General features: G+C 65.2%; 16 protein-coding genes. 11 read left to right on the forward strand and 5 right to left on the reverse strand.

The features are described 5' to 3' along the window. Positions 1-132: 132 nt before the first annotated feature. Together NA3_RS21040 and NA3_RS21045 are read right to left on the reverse strand one after the other, a co-directional pair. Positions 133-1,308 carry a saccharopine dehydrogenase family protein gene (locus NA3_RS21040; protein ID WP_218021872.1) on the reverse strand — a complete coding sequence of 392 codons (1,176 nt, stop codon included), beginning with the start codon at positions 1,306-1,308 and terminating at the stop codon, positions 133-135. Then, positions 1,305-2,804: an APC family permease gene (locus NA3_RS21045; protein WP_084491756.1), complete on the reverse strand. Its 1,500-nt coding sequence runs from the start codon at positions 2,802-2,804 to the stop codon at positions 1,305-1,307. Before NA3_RS21045 ends, NA3_RS21040 begins: the two co-directional genes overlap by 4 nt. 165 nt (positions 2,805-2,969) lie before the next feature. Here NA3_RS21045 and NA3_RS21050 point away from each other — a divergent pair, with 165 nt between their 5' ends. The 10 genes from NA3_RS21050 (at position 2,970) to NA3_RS21095 (ending at position 14,057) form a co-directional block, all read left to right on the forward strand. Continuing rightward, on the forward strand, positions 2,970-3,569 hold the full coding sequence (locus NA3_RS21050; RefSeq protein WP_062965295.1) for a TetR/AcrR family transcriptional regulator: 600 nt from the start codon (positions 2,970-2,972) through the stop codon (positions 3,567-3,569). Positions 3,570-3,915: 346 nt separating this feature from the next. Further along, positions 3,916-5,094 (forward strand): hypothetical protein, encoded by a 1,179-nt coding sequence (locus NA3_RS37730; protein ID WP_167355021.1) that lies wholly within the window; start codon positions 3,916-3,918, stop codon positions 5,092-5,094. Continuing rightward, entirely contained in the window at positions 5,091-5,528 is a 438-nt protein-coding gene (locus tag NA3_RS37735; RefSeq protein ID WP_062965297.1) for an acyl-CoA thioesterase, read from the forward strand. The genes NA3_RS37730 and NA3_RS37735 overlap by 4 nt, the downstream gene beginning before the upstream one ends. Before the next feature lie 28 nt (positions 5,529-5,556). Then, positions 5,557-6,183, forward strand: coding sequence for a TetR/AcrR family transcriptional regulator (locus tag NA3_RS21065; protein ID WP_062965298.1), 627 nt, complete (start codon positions 5,557-5,559; stop codon positions 6,181-6,183). 3 nt (positions 6,184-6,186) lie between these two features. Further along, positions 6,187-7,719, forward strand: coding sequence for an AMP-binding protein (locus NA3_RS21070; RefSeq protein WP_062965299.1), 1,533 nt, complete (start codon positions 6,187-6,189; stop codon positions 7,717-7,719). Between the two features lie 65 nt (positions 7,720-7,784). After that, the gene (locus NA3_RS21075) at positions 7,785-8,963 is read left to right on the forward strand and encodes a saccharopine dehydrogenase NADP-binding domain-containing protein (RefSeq protein ID WP_084491725.1); all 1,179 of its coding nucleotides are present in this window, start codon (positions 7,785-7,787) and stop codon (positions 8,961-8,963) included. Next, positions 8,960-10,528 carry an acyl-CoA carboxylase subunit beta gene (locus NA3_RS38235; RefSeq protein WP_062965301.1) on the forward strand — a complete coding sequence of 523 codons (1,569 nt, stop codon included), beginning with the start codon at positions 8,960-8,962 and terminating at the stop codon, positions 10,526-10,528. The genes NA3_RS21075 and NA3_RS38235 overlap by 4 nt, the downstream gene beginning before the upstream one ends. Positions 10,529-10,575: 47 nt before the next feature. Continuing rightward, complete coding sequence (locus NA3_RS37035; protein ID WP_062965302.1) at positions 10,576-10,794, forward strand: acyl-CoA carboxylase biotin carboxyl carrier protein subunit; 219 nt, start codon at positions 10,576-10,578, stop codon at positions 10,792-10,794. Between the two features lie 174 nt (positions 10,795-10,968). After that, the gene (locus tag NA3_RS21090; protein ID WP_062965303.1) at positions 10,969-12,333 is read left to right on the forward strand and encodes an acetyl-CoA carboxylase biotin carboxylase subunit; all 1,365 of its coding nucleotides are present in this window, start codon (positions 10,969-10,971) and stop codon (positions 12,331-12,333) included. 899 nt (positions 12,334-13,232) lie between these two features. Next, complete coding sequence (locus NA3_RS21095; RefSeq protein WP_062965304.1) at positions 13,233-14,057, forward strand: NHL repeat-containing protein; 825 nt, start codon at positions 13,233-13,235, stop codon at positions 14,055-14,057. A 516-nt stretch (positions 14,058-14,573) separates the two neighbouring features. Here NA3_RS21095 and NA3_RS21100 read toward each other — a convergent pair. From NA3_RS21100 to NA3_RS21110, 3 genes are all read right to left on the reverse strand, one after another. Further along, complete coding sequence (locus NA3_RS21100) at positions 14,574-15,008, reverse strand: hypothetical protein (protein ID WP_062965305.1); 435 nt, start codon at positions 15,006-15,008, stop codon at positions 14,574-14,576. Positions 15,009-15,147: 139 nt separating this feature from the next. Further along, the gene (locus tag NA3_RS37740) at positions 15,148-15,591 is read right to left on the reverse strand and encodes a response regulator transcription factor (RefSeq protein ID WP_218021874.1); all 444 of its coding nucleotides are present in this window, start codon (positions 15,589-15,591) and stop codon (positions 15,148-15,150) included. Positions 15,592-16,179: 588 nt separating this feature from the next. Beyond that, the gene (locus NA3_RS21110) at positions 16,180-17,001 is read right to left on the reverse strand and encodes an SDR family NAD(P)-dependent oxidoreductase (protein WP_062965307.1); all 822 of its coding nucleotides are present in this window, start codon (positions 16,999-17,001) and stop codon (positions 16,180-16,182) included. A gap of 747 nt (positions 17,002-17,748) precedes the next feature. Here NA3_RS21110 and kdpB point away from each other — a divergent pair. Beyond that, positions 17,749-19,908, forward strand: a complete 2,160-nt coding sequence (gene kdpB, locus NA3_RS21115; RefSeq protein WP_062965308.1) for a potassium-transporting ATPase subunit KdpB — start codon at positions 17,749-17,751, stop codon at positions 19,906-19,908.

The following is a 19,908-nucleotide window of genomic DNA, read 5'->3' on the forward strand; positions in this document are numbered from 1 at the left end:
GATGCCACCGATGACTGCACCGAGTGCGCCGATGATGGTGGCTGCTTGGCCTAGTGCTTGCAGATCTTGGGCTGAGGATCCCATGATTCTCCTTGGTGCTGAGTGGTTGTTTTTCACTGCTCCGACTGCTTGTCAGTCAGAGGTCTCTTCGACGGCGAGGAGGTCTTGCATCGTCGCCGTGGGTTCGGTTGTGAACTGTGCGTACAGTTCGAAGAAATCCATTGGTGTGAAGGCTTTTTCGGGCGCGTGGACACCGGGTTCGGCGATCTTGCCGCGCCGCAGCAGTTCGAGTCCGATAGCCAGTGGGATGCCGGTGTGCCCTCCCATTCGCCCGGGCAGGTCGTGGCGGGGATACGCCGCAATTGTCATGGGCCTGCCATTTCTGGAACCGCGGGCCAGAGCCCACAGGTTCGGCAGAGCAGGTGTCTCGGCCGGGCCGGGTTGGGCGGGACGTGAATCGATCAGGTCGGCGGCATCTGCCGCGCTGAGCGCACCTGCCTCGAATTTGGCTGCCACAGTGCGCAATTGGTCGATCAGTTCGTCTGGGCCGGCCTGCAGATTCACTGACCGGCGTAGTGCCGGATAGGAGATAGGTAGGGTCACAGGTTCCGGGTGGCCCATGGTGTACGCGTGTACGGTTCCGATCCCGGGAAAGGCGAGGTCGACACGCGCAAGGGGATCGATGTCTGCCGGCGCTCCGTGCGCCCAGGCTCGGATTTTACCAGTGCACTGCAGCAGCCAATGCTCGGCGGCCGCGGCGGCGCTGGTGGATGGGTAGGCCGCCTCTGGCTCGACGACTGCTTCACCGAGGCTCCAACCGGTGAACAGTTCGTCGACAACGTCGAGGCGCTCAGCCGCCAGCCGCGCACACATGTTGGTCGTTCCCGGGCTCGCGCCGATGCCTACAACGACTCTGCGTCCGCCCTGGCGGGCGAACCCATCGAGTCCGAGAGCCTCAACCGTCGATTGCCAATCGTCGTCGATGTCGAGATAGTCGCAGCCGGATTCGAGCGCCGCGCACAGGATGGGAGTACCGAACCGCGTGAACGGCCCCATAGTGTTCAGCACGACATCGCATTCGGCGAACGCGGCCCGCATCGATGCCTCGTCGGTGGCATCGAGTTGGACCGGTTCGGCTATGGGCCCGACTTCGTCTGCTAACAGCGACGCTCGAGCCAAGTCGAGATCGGCGATCAGCAGGCGTTTCGCCGTGCCGAGACGGGCGATAGCTCGCACGGCGTGGCGGCCCATGCCGCCCGCGCCACCGACAACGATGACGGTCAACGGTTCTCGTACAGTGTCAGTCACTTCTGGTCTCCACTTCGGATGGGATTCGATTGCGGGGCAGGGTTTTCCGGCCCAGCGGTTGGCTCGTCGTGCGACGCATCTGCACCGATTGCGGCATAGACGTCAGGGTGAGCCCGTCGTAGCCACAGGGCGTAGCCGGCACCGACTGCCGCGGCTGCCACCAAGACCAGCGGCAACGAATTCACGACCGGATTGCCGACCCCGGTCAGGCTCGGATAATGCGCAATGATCAGCACGACCGCAGCGGTGAGACCGATCCCGCCAAGGGCCGGCGCCAGCGCGGTACGCCACCACCGCCGATCGCGTCGTCCGCGGAAGTACCCGACCACCGCAAATGCCGTCACCGCCTGCAGAGACACGAGCCCGAGAGTGCCGAGCCCGGACATGCTCACCGCGAGCGTGCGATAGGGATCCATCCCTGCGATCGCGAAGATCGCGATCACGGTGGCGTTGAACGCGCTCTGGAACGCGCTGGCTCGGGCCGGTGACTGATGAACGACGTGAACCCGCCCCAGTGACCGAGGGAGAACACCTTCGCGTCCGAGCGCGAAAGCCAGACGATTCGTCGAGTTGTGCGTGGCTACCAAAGTGGCGAAAAGACTGGTCAGCAGCAGCACGCTGAGTAAGGCGGCGGCGGCTGCGCCGAGGTGGTCAGCCGTGAGATCGATAATGAGATCGCCGAGCTTGTGGGCGGCTTCCTGGCGAACATTGTCCAGCCCGAGTGCGCCGACCGTGATCCAGCTCGTGAGGCCGTAGAAGATCGCGACAACAGCGATCGAGCAATAGGTCGCCACGGGCACGGTCCTCTTGGGATTCCGTGATTCCTCACCGTAGAGAGCGGCGGCTTCGAACCCCAGGAAGGAGGTGAAGGCGAACATCAGCCCGAGTCCCAGCGCACCCTGCCCTATCCCGGCCAGATCGAACGCCGCGAGTGGGAATGCGGCGCCGCCGTGGCGCCCCACCATCGACGCATCCAGCACAACCAGGACTGCCAGTTCCGCCGCAACCAGGACCCCCAATACGCGGGCGCTGAGATCGACTCTGCGGTATCCCAATATCGCGGTGAGGGCGATCGCGAGGCCGGCATGGACAACCCACGGCCAATCGAAGCCGAACCCGGCGACCACGAGGTGGGTGAAGTAGCCGAAGGTGGCCACCAGCATCACCGCAAGGGCGTTGTAGGAGAGCATCCCGACGAAACCTGCCGCCACAGCGGGCACCCGCCCCAGTCCAGCCGCAATGTATGCGTACAAGCCCCCGGCACTGGTGATCTGCCTACTCATGGCCGCGTAACCGACCGAGAAGCACAGCAGGATTGCGCCTGAGATCACGTACATCGCCGGCGTTGCTGCACCCGCACCGAGGGTGAATGCCAGCGGGAGGGTCGCGACCATCGCAGCGAGCGGAGACGCCGCTGCGATAACGAGGAAAACGATCTTGGGCACGGTCAATCCGGCATGGAGGGCCCTTGAACGCTGGGGGGTGGATTTCGACATGAACGGCACTCGTCTTCTGTGCGGAGTAGGCCAGTGAGGCGGGTCACTGTGGCCTCAGAGTCTGAACTATGTCAGCCAACTTGGTCAAGCAACAAAGTTGGAGTGGGGATTGGTATCCTGAGCGCGTCGCACGTTCACGCTGGTATTCGATGCAGGAGGAAGCCCATGGCCAGGCTGGCAGTCGCCGACCGCCGGGCACTGCTCTTGGCTGCCGCTGCGCGGGTTATCGCCCGGGTCGGCATCGCCGACCTGACAACCAGGACGATCACCGCCGAGGCGGGAATGCCGCAGGGAATATTCCACTATTGCTTCCGAAGCAAAAATGAACTCCTGGCCGAGTTGATCACGACGACAGTCGCTGAACTCGTGGACTTGTCCTCTGTCGTCGATCTGGTGACCGACGACCTCGATGCCACGATCCGCGGCGCCTTGCGGCACATGTGGCAGAGCATCGTAGAGCCGGCGGACAAGCAGTTGGCGCTCTACGAGCTCACCGTCTACGCCCTGCGAGACCCCGAACTGGCAGATCTGGCCCGGCGCCAGTACGAGGGCTACTTCCGTGCCTCCACCCGCCTGCTCGACACGATCGCCCAGCGCGCCGGAATTCGCTGGACCGTGCCGGTCCCGTCCCTTGCTCGGACGCTCGTCAGTGTCATCGACGGCCTCGGACTGAACTGGCTCGCGGATAAGGACTCCGACGCGGCCCTCGCGGTGCTCGACACCTACGCAAGCCAACTGGCCGCTATGGCAAAGCCATCGCCCTGACCGCTGGGCACCGGCGTTCGATTGGTGGTGAGCGTATTCGCGGTGTGCGGCAGGGATCGTCGACTGGTTCTGCCACGCCTGTCGTGATCAACGTCGTGAGATAGGTTGGGGCGCTTACGGATCGGCTCCCGTATCGGTTCCTGGCCAGAGGCGCTGGGTGTACTGGAACCGCATCTCGACGGCCGGGCATGCAATGGCCTTCCTGGTCGGATCAGCGGTGTCGAATCGACGCAGCGACCCGCACGGTCGCCGGTTTGGCTGCCGGGTTGCCCAATGCCGTCTCTTGCGCATGGCTAGCTCCGCGTCGTACTCTCCCTAATAATCATTATTAGGGAGAGGGAATCCTATGAGCGATGCGCTCGAGATGACGACCGCGAAGCGGCGGTCACCGCTGCGAGTCTTGTCGCGACTTCTGATTCCGGCTCTCATGTTTCAGGCGGTCGCGCACGGAGGTGCCTACGCGACCGGGCGCGAGGTCATCGAATTCGGCGCCGTCTACGGCGGACTCGGCTGGACCGCGGGTGTGGCGATGGCGGCGACAGGCACACTGCTGGCCTATCTGGTCTACGAAACCGCTCGCCGCTGGCGGCTATTCGACTACCGAGCGATGACACAGCACCTCATCGGCCGGTGGTACTGGCTCTTCGACCTCATCTACATCCCGTTCGCGATCGCCATCATCGCAGTACTGTCCTCTGCGGCCGGCAACATGCTCCTCGACACACTGAGCCTGCCGTACTGGGGCGGGGTCTCGGTCATCATCGTCGTCACAGCGGTGGTGGTGTTTGCGGGTGCCGGCTTTGTCGAGCGATTCAACAGCGTCGGCACCGTCGCGCTGATGTGCGCCTACGCCGCGTTCTCGATTTTGGTCATCACCACACACGTCGAGCAGATCGATTCCGTACTTGCCGGCAACGACCACAGCCTGAAGCCCCACGGAACGTTGCTCGATGCAGCGCTGCTCGGAGCCGTGTACGTCGGCCTGGGATTCGTGGTGTACCCGTCCACCTTGATGACGGTCCGGCATCTGCACACTCGACGCGATTCGGCTGTCTCTGCGATCTTCACCGGCGCGCTGTATGTGGTTCCGTGGTTCCTCGCCTACTTCGCACTGATGGGCTTCTACCCAGCGGGTTCGGTTTTCGATGCCCCGGTTCCTTGGCTGGAGATGCTTCGTGACCAGCCTCGGTGGGTGACCGTCGTCTACGGCGTGGTCGTCGGCTGGACCTTGGTGGCGGCGTCGGTCGGGCTGGTGCAGTCGATCGTGCAGCGTGTCGATTCCAATCTCGCCGATCTCGGGCGCTCGACGATGAAACCTTCGATGCGCGTAGGTATTACGGCCGCCGCATTGCTGTTCGGTGCGCTGTTGTCGGCTATAGGCATCGTCGACCTGATCGCTGTGGGGTACATGATCGGCGCCATCGCTCTCATCGTGGTCTTCGGCATTCCGCTGTTCATCAAGGGTGCCCGCTATCTAATGCCGGGCGGCCCGGATCGCGTAACGGTCGGCGAGGAGCTGTCGTGAGCGCACCGTCGGCGTGGTACACCTCGATCGAACTTCGCCGCGCGGACTTCGACTATCTCGGGCATGTCAGCGCCGCTGCATACCTGGCACTGTTCGAGGAGGCTCGCGTCCGCTGGCTCGCCGGCGGCGCCGGGCACACCGAACCTTCGTATGTGGTCGCTGTCCAGAACATCGAATACCTGCGCGAGGTTCGCTTGGCCGACAGCCCCATTCGAGTATCGATTCGCGTCGAGGACCTGAGCACGCGACGGTTCGCCATCACCGAGGAAATGCATGCGGTGGATGGGGAGCTTCATGCCAGATCGCGGGCGACCCTCGTCGGATGGGATCGCGCCGAACGACGATCCCGCGTCCTCAGCGAAGACGAGCTGGTACTCATCCGGGCTGCGTTCGTTCCCACAGGCATCGAATGGAAGGATAAAACTACCGAATAACCGATATTAGACAGATTGGGGTAAGTCCATGACTGGAAGCGTCGACCACGCCGCCGAAACACGGGAAGAGATTTTGCGAGCGGCGGCGCAGCTTTTCCACGAACGCGGTTACGCGAAAACGAAGGTCACCGACATCGCGCGCGCGGTCGGCATTACGCCTCCATCGCTGTACTGGCACTTCGCCTCCAAAGAGGAGATTCTGTTCGAGTTCCTCCGGACCAATCTGGAGACGTTCAACCGGGAGATCGCCCAAGCAATCGGCACCGTGGGCGACCCCGAATCCAAGCTCCGTCTGCTGGCCACCACCCACACCCGACTGCAACTGCAGTACCGCGATGAGGCGCAGACGGTCCTGTCCGTCACCCATGCGGCGACCCAACTGTCGGAGCACCTGTCGCCTGAGCACACCCATGAGGTCCGCGCACTCAACCGCGCCCATATCGACAGAGTCCGCTCGATCATCACCGAGGGCGTCGAACAAGGAGTCTTCGCCACCCCAGATGTCACCGCACTGACCTTCGCGGTCGTGAACATCTGCGAATACACCGCTATCTGGTTCCGCCCCGAGCGCCACCTGGACCCCAAAGCAGTCGCCGACGCCAACGGCGAGTTCGCCGTTCGAATGGCCCGAAATCACCACCCGCTCAAGGAGTAATCAATGAAGATCGCCGCCGACGAGCACAGCGCCGGCCCCCTCCACGACCTCGCCGAAGCGCTCGCCAACCGGCCCGCCCAGCTCCTCATCCGATCAGACCAGGGCGACATGACCGTCACGCAGTTCGCAGCGGCTTCTCGGTCCGCCGCCAATTTCCTTCGGGGCGCCGGCATCCGAAAGGGTGATCGAGTTGCTGTCATGGCCGCCAACAGCATCGAGCACCTCGCGGTGGTCTACGGGATCTGGCTCGTCGGCGGTGTCGAAGTGGCGGTCAACACCGAACTCCGGGGACCACTGTTGCGGCACGTGCTCGCCGACAGTGACCCAACGTTGGTGATCGTCGACAAGGCACTGCGCTCGCGAGTCGAGGCCGAGGCGCCGGCACTGCCCGCGGTAGCGCTCGAAGATGTTGCGTTCACCGACTCCATCGCACCCACAACCTTCGGCCCGCGCCCGCGGTCCTCCGAGCTGGCATCACTGCTGTATACCTCCGGCACGACTGGGCCCTCCAAGGGAGTGATGATCCCGCACGGCTACTACTCCTATTACGCCGCGATACTCGGGCGAGTCGTGGAGCTCTCCCCAGCAGATGTGACTTACTTCTGCCTGCCGTTTTTCCACGTGGACGCCCACATCGCTGTTCCGGCAAGTCTGCAGCATGGATCGGCCTTCGCGTTTGTGCCGCGATTCAGTGTGTCGGGATTCTGGCGCGACTTGGAACGTTTCGAAGCCACCTGGTTCGGCGGAGTCGGGGCAATGCTCTCCGCGCTTATCAACTCGGCCACTCCTCCGTCTTCCGTGCTGCAACGACTGCGCTTGATCCTGGCGGCTCCGGTCCCGGAGGAAGCCTTCGCATGGTTCACCGATCGACACGGCGTGCCGATCCTGCAGATGTATGGGCAGACCGAGGCCAATGGTCCGATCTATTCGTCACTGGACGACAACCGCCGTGGCGCGATGGGCAAGGTACGGGCCGACTTCGATATATCAATCGTCGGGCCCGATGGCAACGAGGCCCCGGACGGCACCGTCGGGCAGATGCTGACCCGCCCGCGCCGCGCCGACATCATCTGCCAGGGATACTGGCAGCGCCCGTCCGCGACTGATGCCGCATTCGCTGACGGCTGGTTTCACACCGGCGATCTGGTCCGTCGCGATTCCGACGGCTTCTTCTGGTACGCCGGCCGCCTTACAGACAGTCTGCGGCGGCGCGGAGAAAACGTTTCGGCCTACGAACTCGAATCCGTCGTGCGATCGGCACCGGGCGTGCTCGAATGCGCCGCGATCGGCGTGACGGATGCGCTTGGCGGCGAGGACGAAATCAAAGTATTCCTCGTCGTCGACGACGAGGCGGTCTTCGACCCAATCACCTTCCGTGACTTTTGCGCAGCGCTGCTGCCACGGTTCGCCGTTCCGCGCTATGTCCAACTGGCCGACCCGGATTCGCTGGTTCGCGGCCCCGGGACTGGGGCGATCCAAAAGCACCTTCTCGACCGATCTGTCGCCGAACAGGTAATCGACCTGACCCGGTGCTGATCGCGAGTTCCTATTCCAGTGGCTGAAAACCCGCTTCCGACAAGCGGAATCGAACAGGAGAACTGATGCATGTAGTGGTTGTAGGCGGCGCCGGTCGCGTCGGTCGCCGAGTGGTTACCGAACTGCTGGCCACCAGCGAGCACCGGATTTCGATCGCAGATCGGGTGGCGCCGAAGGGGCTAATGGACGAACGCGTCCGGTTCGTCGAGGTCGACCTGATTTCCGACAGTTCGTTGGATGCGGCGCTGCGCGAAGCCGACGTCGTGGTCAACACTGCGGGCCCCTTCGATGTGTGGGGGACCGTAGTTCTCGACGCGGCAATCAACGCGGGGGCGGACTACATCGACGTCTGTGACGATCCCGAGCCCACCTTGGCGCTGCTCGATCGCCACGCACAGGCACGTGACGCAGGCGTGCGGGCGGTCGTCGGGCTCGGGGTCAGCCCTGGGCTGACCAACTACCTTGCAGTCATCGCCGCTCGCACGCTTGACCGCACCGACCTGTTGGCGACATTCTGGGGCAACTCCAATGAGGGCATGGACGCCGCGACAGCTGCCGTGCACGCCCGCGCACTGTCGGCCTCCTTCGCCGAAGGCCGTGCCGCCTATACCCACCTGATCACGCAAACCTCCTCCGACGTTCTGTTGTGGCGTGGCGGCGAATTGACCAGAGAGCGCGCGTGGCGCGCAAAATATCGGGTCACTACCTCGGCCGGCGAGACCGGGCTGTACCGGGTGATAGGCCATCCCGAACCGGTTACCGTGCCGCGCACCGTCCCCACCATGGACTGCATCAACATCGGCACCGTCAATGCGGGCACCGACCAGGTGATGCTGCCCTATCTCGAGCGGGTAGCTGCAGGTGAGATCGATGAAAACCAAGCCCTGCAGCAGATCGCCCGGAAACTCGCTGAGTGCCCGCAGGCGATCGCGACCCCTTTGATCGGACCGCCGCTGCCGCGCAATATCGGGGCTGCCGCAGTGGGAGCCACGAACGACCAAGCCGACGGAGTCCTCGTTCTGCCGGGCGGACCAGTCGCAGGTTCGATGAGCTTGGAGACAGCCCGACCCGCTGTGGTCGGTGTACTCCACATCGAAGACGTAGCACCCGGCGTACACGCCCCGGAAACCGCCTTCGACGCAGAGGATTATCTGTCCAGGTACGCGGCCACCTTCTGGGATTCGGACAGCCCCTACCTGATCGACCGGGTCGGTCCGACCGCCCTGGTGGAGGTCGAGCGGTGAGCTTCAATTGGCAGGACAGCTTGGCAGAACTCGGGCGACGACAGGCTGCAGCGCAACGGCTCGGCGGACCCGAACGCGTGGCTCGCCAGCACGCGCAGGGCAGACTGACCATCCGCGAACGCATCGACATGATCGCCGACCACTTCACCGAAGTCGGAGAGCTTGCAGGATTCCCGGTCCGCGACTCGAGCGGCAAACAGATCGGCACCAGCGCCTCGAGCTATGTCTGCGGTCTAGGCGAGATCGACGGCCGCCCAGTCGCGCTCGGCGGAGAAGACTTCACCGTGCGGGCCGGAGCGCCACAGACCTACCTCGATCGATACAAGGGCGGCATGGGCGGATTCATCGAGGATCTGGCGCACGAATATCGCATTCCAGCGGTGCTTTTCATGGAAGGCATCGGAGGCGACGTGTCGGCCCAAGACGAGGTCGGCCATTCCTACCTCGTAAGTTCGATGAGTTGGAAACGCAGCATCGGACTGCTCAACGAGGTCCCAGTGCTAGTGGCGGTGCTCGGCGCCGCGGCAGGCGGCACCGCCGGCCGCGCGGTACTCAGCCATTTCAGTGTCATCAGCCAGGGCAGCGTGCTGTTTGCCGGCGGGCCGCCAGTGGTGCGCCGGGCACTCGGCCAGGAGGTGGACAAGCACCAACTCGGAGGAGCGAAGGTACACACCTCCGAGTCCGGAGCTATCGACAACCTGGCACGCGACGAGGCAGACGCCATCGACCAGATCAAGCGGGTGCTGAGCTACCTGCCGCAGAACGTCTGGGAGCTGCCACCACGCGGACCACAGAGCGACCCGGCCGACCGGCTGTGCGAACGAGTCATGTCCCTTGTTCCGGAAAACCGCCGCCGCGGTTATCGCATGGCGGCGGTGATGGCTGACGTAGTCGACGCGGAGTCACTGTTCGAGATCGGGCCCGACTGGGGGAAAGCAGTGGTTACCGCCTTCGCCAGAATCGACGGGATACCTGTAGGACTGATCGGGAACAACCCGATGCACATGGCCGGAGCACTCGACGCTGCCGCCGCCGAAAAGCAGGTTCGCTTCACCGACCTGTGCAGCACCTTCCACCTGCCCATCATCAATTTCGTTGACGTTCCCGGATTTATGGTTGGCCCGGCGGCGGAACGCGCCAATGTCGTCCGCTGGGGTATGCGTGCCATCCAGTCGCTGGTGGAAGCAGATGTCCCGATCGTGACAATTCACGTGCGCAAGGCGTACGGCATGGCCGTCTCGGCAACCTCGGACCCCGATGCGCTCGGGCTCCGCATCGCTTGGCCCTCAGTCGAATGGGGCGACATGCCCATCGAAGGCGGCGTGGAAGCCGGCTTTCGCAGCGAAATCGAGAAAGCCACCGACCCCGACGCGTTCCGGCGTGAGATCGAAGAACGCATGCTGCGCGAGGCGAATCCATGGAAGACGGTCGAGGCATTCGGCGTCGAAATGATGATCGATCCGCGCCAGACGCGGCGGGTCGTAGCCAGATTCCTCAACGCGAGCCTGCATGCAATGCGAACCAAGATCGGGCCTCGAGCCAAACCCTGGGCGATCCGCCCGTGACCGCCCACCACCGATCTCGCATACAGACCAATCACAGGGAGACACCCATGGCGATCGTTACAGCGGAAATCAACGCCAGTATCTGGCAGGTACTGGTCGCGGTAGGCGACACGGTGCGAGCCGACGACGAGATCATGATCCTGGAGTCGATGAAAATGGAGATTCCCGTCACCGCGCCGGTCGACGGCGTGGTAACCAGCATCGAGGCCGAACCGGGGGCGGCAGTCGACGTCGGCTCGGTACTTGCCCGGATAGAGACCCCATAATGCCCGGTGCTGCTGAGGACATTCCTCATGCCCGACTTTTACCACAGTGGTGTCGCAACCGCCGCGACCGAATGCACATTCCCGATTATCAACCCGCCGCACCGGCGCGCCGACCTCCGGAACGTTTTCCGAACTGCGCCGAAAACACAGGCACGATGACCAGGAGCCTCATTGATGTTCGACAAATTGCTGATTGCCAACCGCGGCGAGATCGCGGTGCGGATCGCGCGCACGGCGCGACGTCTGGGAATTCGTTCGGTGGCGGTATTCTCCGACGCCGATGCCGACGCGATCCACCCCGGTGTAGCCGACGACGCGGTCAGGATCGGGCCGGCACCGGTCAACGAGTCGTACCTGCGGCAGGACCGAATCATCGAGGCTGCACTGACCACCGGTGCGCAGGCTGTCCATCCCGGTTACGGATTGCTGTCAGAGAACGCGGATTTCGCCCAGGCAGTCATCGATGCCGGCCTGATTTGGGTCGGACCGTCGCCGAAGGTGATCGAGGCGATGGGCGACAAGATCCGCGCCCGCGAGCTCATGGCGCAATCAGGGGTCCCCGTTGCGCGCGGTTCAGCCGAACCCCCCTCAGACAGCATGCAAGCGCTTGCCCAAGCCGAGCAGATCGGGTTTCCGCTCATGCTCAAAGCAGCCGCGGGTGGCGGCGGCATCGGGATGAGCGCGGTCGAGTCCGCGGATCGCCTGGGCGCAATGTTCGACGCCGCCCGATCCCGGGCTGAGCGGATATTCGGGCGCGGCGACATCCTGTTGGAGCAGCTCATCGAGCCGGCCCGCCACATCGAAGTCCAAATCATGGGCACCGGCGACGGAATCTTCGTCTTCGGAGAGCGTGATTGTTCGGTGCAACGACGGTTTCAAAAGGTGGCGGAGGAGTCTCCGGCACCGCGCCTCTCCCAGGCCGCTCGTGATCGCTTGTGGCAGGCGGCTCGCAGGGCAGGCGAAGCGGTCGATTACAAGGGCGCCGGGACCGTCGAGTTCCTCGTCGACCCAGGCTCCGATGAAATCGCCTTTCTGGAGATGAACACTCGGCTGCAGGTCGAGCATCCGGTCACAGAGCTGGTCACGCGCACCGATCTGGTCGAACTGCAGCTCCTGGTCGCCGCGGGGGAGCGAGTCGACGTCCGCGACCAAGAACCGGTCGGTCACGCCATCGAGTTCCGCCTCTACGCTGAAGACCCCGAAACGTTCTTGCCTGCACCGGGATTCATCCATAGTTGGCAACTGCCAATCCACGATTGGTTACGCGTGGATGCTGGTTTCGACGCCGGCCGGGAGGTGACTCGCTACTACGACCCGCTGATCGCCAAGCTATGCGTGTACGGCAGCGACCGCGACCAGGCCATCGAGCGTGCTCGGCAGATGCTGGCGGAAATCGAAGTCGCGCCCGTGACGACTAACTTGCAGTTTCTGCGCCGCCTGCTGGACATCCCCGAATTTCTCACCGGTACCTACGACACCGGGCTGGTCGCGCGTAGCAGCACAGCTCACATCCGGCAGCGCGGGATGCAGCGTAGTTGAACTCGTACGCCGTTCGAACTCGACCGGGCTGCCCCTGAACGCATTACAACAATTGTGGTCGGGCACGGGCATGCCCGGCCACAAAGGCATGCCCTCCTCCCCGCCCTTCACGCACTCGACACCGCTGCGTGTACAGGGCTGCGGTGTAGGAGATTCCCATCGCGCGGGGCGGTTTCGCGGGCGGCACGTCTGGCGGCACTGGTGTTCTGGTTTGCCGCGCGTCGGTGGGAGTGGTTGACCGACAGCCGCGCCATCGAGCGCCGGATCGCCGCCGTGGCGAATTCGAATGCCTGATCGTTCTCATATCGGCTCTCGATCGCTGTCCTGCCAATGCGCGGGCGCTGCTGGGCTCCTGCGCTGTGCAGTCTTGGTGAGGTCGTACCACCTACGCGCGGCCGACACGGACGAGAATCGGCTCGGAGTGCGGGGGCGGCGCCTGCCGCCGCCTGCCTCTTGTCGTCTTCTCGGTGCAGAGTTTTCTTTATCGCGTGTCATCGAATGTCGCGCTCAGGCTGGCCGGTGCGGGTGGTATGAACTATTGCGACCTCGTCTGCGGTGCGCGTTTCCGGCGGCACCTGCGGGTCGGCTTGTCACCGAGCCCGCTCCGAGGGATTGCTTTTCTGCCGTTCAGGAATGCCGGGTAGGCGAGCGAGGCCGTGCTGTTCGTTTGTTGGAGGCCGTGAGGAATCGATTGTTCGTAACGTTGTGGAGGGAGATTCGATATGAAACTGCGCTTCACCAAGCAATCGGGTGCGGCACGAAAATCCGTACCCCGCAAATGGATTCGTAAAGCCTGCGCCGCAGCGGGCATCGGAGCGCTCGCGCTTGTGATCGCCACCGCGGGTGCTGCTGCTGCCCCACCAAGCGGATCAGGAACCGGATCGGCGGCACCAGCTACCTTGTATGTTGCCGAAAGCTACAACGGCACCGTCGCCTCGGTCCCGGCCAGCGGCGGCACCCCCACCGCCGTGGCCAACGGACTCCGCCAACCGTGGGGAGTCGCCGTTGCCGGCAACACCCTGTATGTCACCGATGTTGCTGCCGGCACGGTGATTTCGGTACCGGTCGGCGGCGGCACCCCCACGACCCTGGCCACCGGCCTCGACCGGCCAAGTGGGATCGCGGTCTCCGGCAACACTCTCTACGTCACCGAAGTCCCCGTCGTCAACACCGGGGCCGTCGTCTCCCTCCCGGTCAGCGGCGGGACCCCCACCACCCTGGCCACGGGCCTGTCGGATCCATTCGGGATCGCGGTCTCCGGCAACACCCTCTACGTGGCTGAATCCGGGAACGGCACCGTCGTGTCCCTCCCGGCCGGTGGCGGCACCCCCACCACCGTGGCCACGGGCCTGTTGCAGCCAATCGGCATCGCGGCGTCCGGCAACACCCTCTACGTGATCGAAGGTGGCAACGGCACCGTCGTGTCCCTCCCGGCCGGTGGCGGCACCCCGACCACCGTGACCACGGGTTTGCCGAGGTCTTTCGGCATCGCGGTCTCAGGCAACACCCTCTACCTCACCGAAGTCGATAACGGCACAGTGGTTTCGGTCCCGGCCAGTGGCGGCACCCCCACCACCGTGGCCACGGGTCTGTCGGGACCCATCGGAATCGCAGTGCAATCCGGTATGGGATGCACCGGTCCGCTCGGTTTCCTCGGACCGCTCTGCAACTTCTTCGGCAGCGCGGCAGCCGACGTTGCGGGTGATACCAGTCGTACACGGTGAGCTGAGGGACGCCACCGTCGCTACGTAAATCGCGGTGGGCGAGGAGGGTCCGGCGGCTCGGATCCGCCGGGCCCCGGTTGCTCACCGTAGGGCATGACCGTCGATCGTGCGCGGCTACGAACCGGTGTGCGGTGGTGGCGGTGTGGTGACTCGAAATATGCAGGCTATGGGTTTGCTCGCTGGGTGCCATGCGCTAGGTTGTGGAGCGCCACAACATCACACGCTGTCGGGGCGGCGATCTCGCCGATGTTTTGGTGTGTGCCACGGGTTTCCGCGGGCCGGTTTGCCCAAGCCGGCTTGTTGTGCCCTCGGGATTCCTCATTGAGCCGGGGAATCGAGGGACCGGAAGGCCCGGTGCCGGCGAGGGAGCCCTGCCACTGGTCCTCTCACGCCGGCACCGTGTCCAGCCGGGAAATCGCCGGCCACGCTACACCATTCCCCGAATCGCCGGCCGATCCCAAGCTCTCGGCCGGAGATGCGCCATGCGGGGTGTAGCTGTTCTGCTCGCGTGGTGGTTCACATGTATGGCCACTGGTCGGCGTCGCGGTGGGTGTCGTGGTCCAGTCGGGGGTCGTCGGTTGCGCGTAGCCACCGCGCCGGGACACGGATCGTTTCCAGTGCCGGCAAGCGGGCCGGCAGGCCGGTGTGGTCGACCAGCATTCCCACGACGCGATAGCCCTGCCGGCACGGCAGTCCGAGGTCGGTGGCTTGGGTGTCGGTGAGCGCGATATCGGTGTAGGCGCGTTCGATCAGCCGCAGCCCTTCCACGGTCACCGGGTCCGTGTGGGGGTCGACGCTGGTGACGGTGAGCTGGAACCGGGTGCCGGCCAACAGTTTGGCCACCCACATCGGGCTGCCCGGTAGCTCGCGGTCGGGGTAGCGGGCGATCGGCAGGCGGCGGGGGACCAGGACCACGTAGGTGTGCCCGATCTGCACATCTCGGGCGCGCATACACATGGTTCGTCACCACCCCACACCCGGACGACCGCGTCGGCGGCCCAGAGACGGTCCCCCGCAGTCACGACCGGTTCGGGTTTGTCCCCAGCGCGGCCCGGCGGCGGGCTGATGTGCGGTGGGGCGTGCGGGCGCGTTATTCCTCGGCCGGGGCGTGGGCGGTGAGGGTTTTGATGGTGGCGATGAGGTCCATACCGGTGAGGTCTTTGGCCAGGTATGCCGCACCGGCGCGGGCGGCGTGAAACCGGTCGTGCTCATTCGGGTAGGCGGTGAGGATGATGCAGCGTGGGGCACGACCGTCGATGAACTTCAGGTCTTCGCACAAATCGAGGCCGGTGGCGTCGGGCAACCGCATATCGACCACGGCCACATCCGGTCGCGCCGCCAGAATCCGGAAGAACGCTGTCTCCGCCGTGCCGGCGGTGCCGACCACCTCCAGTCCAGGGTCGGCGTCGATCATCTCGGTCAATGCGCGCAGCACCCGTGGTTCGTCGTCGACCAGAAACACCCGCACCGCACGGGCCGATGCGAAAGAACCGCCTGGCCCGGGCCAGGGGGCGGGTCGTAGTACATCGCTCACCTGTTCACACTGCTCCGGCCTCGGGCGTGTATGCAGGGAGCCGAAGACCCCGGTCCCGGTGACCTCCGGCCCCTGTTGTCCCACAGCGCCTAGAAGTCGGTGACTGGACTCTAGACCGGCGCCAGGTTCCGACTCACCGTCACCAGCATCGACCGTCAGTGGCCTCGCCTGTCCGCCCGTCAGGATTTTTGCGCCTCGGGCAGCACATCCTCGACGTTGGATATCTGGACAAGCCCGGGAAGTTCACACCTCGACCCCGTCCTCGATGCGGTGATGATGTCGTGCAGCACTGCGACGGCCGATGCATCCCCGACCCTATGACCGGGCACACGATCCTGGCGGGGATCATGCCCCCGCCCCTGTCTCGAGTAGCTCTGGTCCCGCAGGAACGGGGTGGGGCCTGACCTACGAACTCGATCCGATGTGTTCGGTCTTGATCGTGGGCAGGGCCGAAGACCTCGAGCGACTCGGTCGAGGCCATGCTGGCCCGGCGCGGTGGGGCCTTGCGGCGCCGCGGATCCGGGGGGGGCAGGGCCGGCGGGCGGAACGCTTCTCCGGTGCACGTCGCAGCACTGGGGATTCGTTCGGTCAGGCGGCCCGAGTGAGTCCGTTGGTCCACGCGGACAGCCGTGACCAGGCGCGGGAGTTGCGGACCTGGGATGCGGGCGCCGCTGGCCGCTCGCACTCGTAGTAGCCGCCGTTGACGACCGGGATGTTGCGGTTTGAAAGGGCGGTGAGCAGCACGGCAGCGGAGGCGAGGGATTCGACGGCGTGGCTGCGTAGCTGCGGCAGATCGATTTCGAAGTCGCACGGATCGACGGCGATCGCGGTCAGGCCTGCGGGGCCGGTCTCGGCGAGGGAGCGGGTGAACATGGTCATGGCCAGTTTCGACTGTGCGTAGATCGCGAGCGGTGTGTAGTAGCCGTGTCTGCGGTCGAGATCGGAGTAGTCGATGTTGCCGCCGAGGTGTAGGCGTGAGGTCACGTTGAGGACGCGGCCGCGGGCGGCGGCGATGGCGGGGGCCAATGCCATGGTCAGCGTCCATGGGGCCAGATAGTTGACCTGGAACGTCAGTTCGTGGCCGTCCTCGGTGTGGGTGCGCCCGTGCGGAGCGGGGATCGACGCGGCATTGATCAGTGCATCCAGTGCGGGCAGAGTGTCGGCGAGTTGCGTTGCCAGAGCGGCCACTTCGGAGAGTCGAGAGAAGTCGGCATGCGCCATCCGCAGGCGCCGCCGGTCGGCGCCGTCGGCGATCAACTGCGCCTTTGCTTGCTCGCCGCGGACTTCGTCGAGAGGCAGCATGAGGACGGTGTCGCCGTCGGCTACCAACTGCTGTGCCGTCGCGTAGCCCAGTCGGTCGTCGACGCCGGTCACCAGGACCGTGCGGGGCGCGGAGGAGTATTCGGACATGACGCTCCAAGCGGAAGAAGGCGTGTGCCTTCACCCATACAGGGTCGAAGGCGCACAGCGGTTAGTGGATTCGCGGTATCGCGGACTGCGATCGGAGGTCGCGATGTGAGGTGATCAGGACACGCGGAGTCGCGGACGCGGACTCGGCGGCTCGTCCTCGGACCCGAAGCCGAAACGCTCCGGTCCGGACAGCACGGGGGTGATCACATCTCGATGCAACCCGATCCGGACCACCGCCGCAAGGATCTCGGAACCGATTTGACGGTTCCCTAGCGTCTGCTGAGGTGTCACGAGCCGTTGGCCCGATGCGTGCTCAGTGCCCGAGCCGGGTTCCCAACCGCTTCTCGGCAACTTTCACCGCCGCCGGCGACCTGCCATGACGAGCGAGCTCCCCGAGCTACTCCCGGACCGGCCGCCGTCGTAGCGCTGGCGTGCTCGGCTCGAGCCTGCCCTCGGGCATCGTCGCGCCGAGTCGACCAGCTTCACCGAAGATTCGATCCATGCGGGCGACCACGTGATGTAGGGCGCTACCTGAATGGATTCCGGCAGGATGACCGCGAGCGGCAATGGTACGGCGTCAACAGCGCTGTCGGTGGGTTCGTGATCGGCGTTCAATTCCGGTCCGATGGTTCGCTACCGAGGATCTGGTGACAACGCTGTGACAATCGAGAACATGCTGGGCCTGGTGATCGGGCTCGCGCTGATGGCCTACCTGGTGGTCGCACTCTGCCGGGTGGAGTGGTTCTGATGACCCTCGGCACGACCGGCGCGCCGCGGCGAAGCGCGCACGTGGCACAGCCACAGCCGCACCGAGTCTCCGGTGGGGTGCTGCGTCCGCGGCAATTGGTTAGCGCTCTCCCCGAAGCGTTCCGGAAACTCGATCCGCGCGTCCTGGTGCGTAATCCCGTGATGTTCGTGACCGAGGTCGGCGCGGTCCTGACCACCGCCATCGCCGTGGACCGTCCGTCGCTGTTCGGCTGGCTGATCACGGTATGGCTGTGGCTGACGGTGCTTTTCGGCAATCTGGCCGAAGCGGTCGCCGAGAGCCGCGGCCGGGCGCAGGCGGATACCCTGCGCCGCACCCGCAAGCAGACGGTGGCCTTCCGGGTGGTGAACTGGGAGCCCGGTGACGACCTGGAAACCCTTCCACTGGAAGAGGTTCCGGCGGCCGACCTCCGGCGCGGCGACATCGTGCTGGTGCAGGCCGGCGAGCTGATCGCCGGGGACGGCGACGTGGTGGAGGGCGCGGCCAGTGTCGACGAGTCGGCGATCACCGGGGAGTCGGCGCCGGTGATCCGGGAGTCCGGCGGCGACCGGTCCTCGGTGACCGGTGGCACCCGAGTGCTGTCGGACCAGCTGCTCATCCGCATCGTCCAGGAGCCCGGCCACAGCTTCCTGGACCGGATGATCGCTCTGGTGGAGGGCGCGCAGCGGCAGAAGACGCCCAACGAGCTGGCCCTGAACCTGCTGCTGATCGCCCTGACCTTCGTCTTCCTCGCGGCGACGGTCACATTGCAGCCGATGGCGATCTTCGCCAAGACCGTGATGCCGGCCGCACACGACACGGCCGCGGTCGGCCACAACGGCATCTCGGTGCTGGTACTGGTGTCCCTGCTGGTGTGCCTGATCCCGACCACCATCGGGGCGCTACTGTCGGCGATCGGTATCGCCGGCATGGACCGCATGGTGCAGCGCAACGTCCTGGCGATGTCCGGTCGCGCGGTGGAGGCGGCCGGCGACGTTCACACGCTGCTGCTCGACAAGACCGGCACCATCACGTTCGGTAATCGCCAGGCGACCGAATTCCTGCCGGTGGCAAAGGCTTCCGCGCTCGAACTGGCCGAGGCGGCGCAACTCGCCAGCCTCGCCGACGAAACGCCCGAAGGTCGTTCCGTGGTCGTGTACGCGAAGGCGGCGTACGGATTACGCGAGCGTGAGCCCGGGACGATCGCCGCCGCGCATTGGGTGCAGTTCACGGCAGTCACCCGGATGTCCGGTGTGGACATCGGAACTCGGCGGATCCGTAAGGGCGCGGCCACGGCGGTGATGGCCTGGGTGCGCGACAACGGCGGACACCCGACGGCCGAGGTCGGCGAGATCGTGGACGCCGTCAGCGCGGCCGGCGGCACCCCGCTGGTGGTCGCCGAGCACATCGCGGGCACACCGGCCCGGGCACTCGGTGTGGTCCGGCTCGAGGACGTGGTGAAACCCGGTCTGCGGGAACGGTTCGATGCCATGCGCCGGATGGGCATCCGTACCATCATGATCACCGGCGACAATCCCTTGACCGCCAAGGCGATCGCCGACCAGGCCGGTGTCGACGACTATCTGGCCGAGGCGACACCGGAGGACAAGCTGGCGCTCATCCGCGCCGAGCAGGCGGGCGGCCGGCTGGTCGCGATGACCGGGGACGGCACCAACGACGCGCCCGCACTGGCCCAGGCCGACGTCGGGGTCGCCATGAACACCGGGACGTCGGCGGCCAAGGAAGCCGGCAATATGGTCGACCTCGACTCGGACCCGACCAAGATCGTCGAGATCGTCGAGGTCGGCAAGCAGTTGCTGATCACGCGCGGCGCCCTCACCACGTTCTCCATCGCCAACGACATCGCCAAGTACTTCGCGATCCTGCCCGCCATGTTCGGCGCGATCTATCCGGGGCTTTCGCGCTACAACGTGATGCACCTGCACAGTCCGGTGTCGGCGATCCTGTCCGCGGTGATCTACAACGCGATCATCATCGTCGCGCTGATCCCGCTGGCATTGCGCGGCGTGCGCTACCGGCCGTCCGGTGCGCAGGCGCTGCTGGCTCGCAATATGTGGATCTACGGTCTGGGCGGTGTGGTCGCGCCGTTCCTGGCCATCAAGCTGATCGACCTCGCGGTCGCCCTGATTCCGGGGATGTGA

It is taken from the genome of Nocardia africana NBRC 100379 (assembly GCF_001612635.1).
GTDB lineage: Bacteria > Actinomycetota > Actinomycetes > Mycobacteriales > Mycobacteriaceae > Nocardia > Nocardia africana.

What these genes read in the sequence shown, in the direction of transcription:
- NA3_RS21045 (WP_084491756.1), bottom strand. Translation starts at nt 2,804, where the DNA reads ATGTCGAAATCCACCCCCCAGCGTTCAAGGGCCCTCCATGCCGGATTG.
- NA3_RS21050 (WP_062965295.1), top strand. Translation starts at nt 2,970, where the DNA reads ATGGCCAGGCTGGCAGTCGCCGACCGCCGGGCACTGCTCTTGGCTGCC.
- NA3_RS37730 (WP_167355021.1), top strand. Translation starts at nt 3,916, where the DNA reads ATGAGCGATGCGCTCGAGATGACGACCGCGAAGCGGCGGTCACCGCTG.
- NA3_RS21065 (WP_062965298.1), top strand. Translation starts at nt 5,557, where the DNA reads ATGACTGGAAGCGTCGACCACGCCGCCGAAACACGGGAAGAGATTTTG.
- NA3_RS21070 (WP_062965299.1), top strand. Translation starts at nt 6,187, where the DNA reads ATGAAGATCGCCGCCGACGAGCACAGCGCCGGCCCCCTCCACGACCTC.
- NA3_RS21075 (WP_084491725.1), top strand. Translation starts at nt 7,785, where the DNA reads ATGCATGTAGTGGTTGTAGGCGGCGCCGGTCGCGTCGGTCGCCGAGTG.
- NA3_RS37035 (WP_062965302.1), top strand. Translation starts at nt 10,576, where the DNA reads ATGGCGATCGTTACAGCGGAAATCAACGCCAGTATCTGGCAGGTACTG.
- NA3_RS21090 (WP_062965303.1), top strand. Translation starts at nt 10,969, where the DNA reads ATGTTCGACAAATTGCTGATTGCCAACCGCGGCGAGATCGCGGTGCGG.
- NA3_RS21100 (WP_062965305.1), bottom strand. Translation starts at nt 15,008, where the DNA reads ATGCGCGCCCGAGATGTGCAGATCGGGCACACCTACGTGGTCCTGGTC.
- NA3_RS21110 (WP_062965307.1), bottom strand. Translation starts at nt 17,001, where the DNA reads ATGTCCGAATACTCCTCCGCGCCCCGCACGGTCCTGGTGACCGGCGTC.
- kdpB (WP_062965308.1), top strand. Translation starts at nt 17,749, where the DNA reads ATGACCCTCGGCACGACCGGCGCGCCGCGGCGAAGCGCGCACGTGGCA.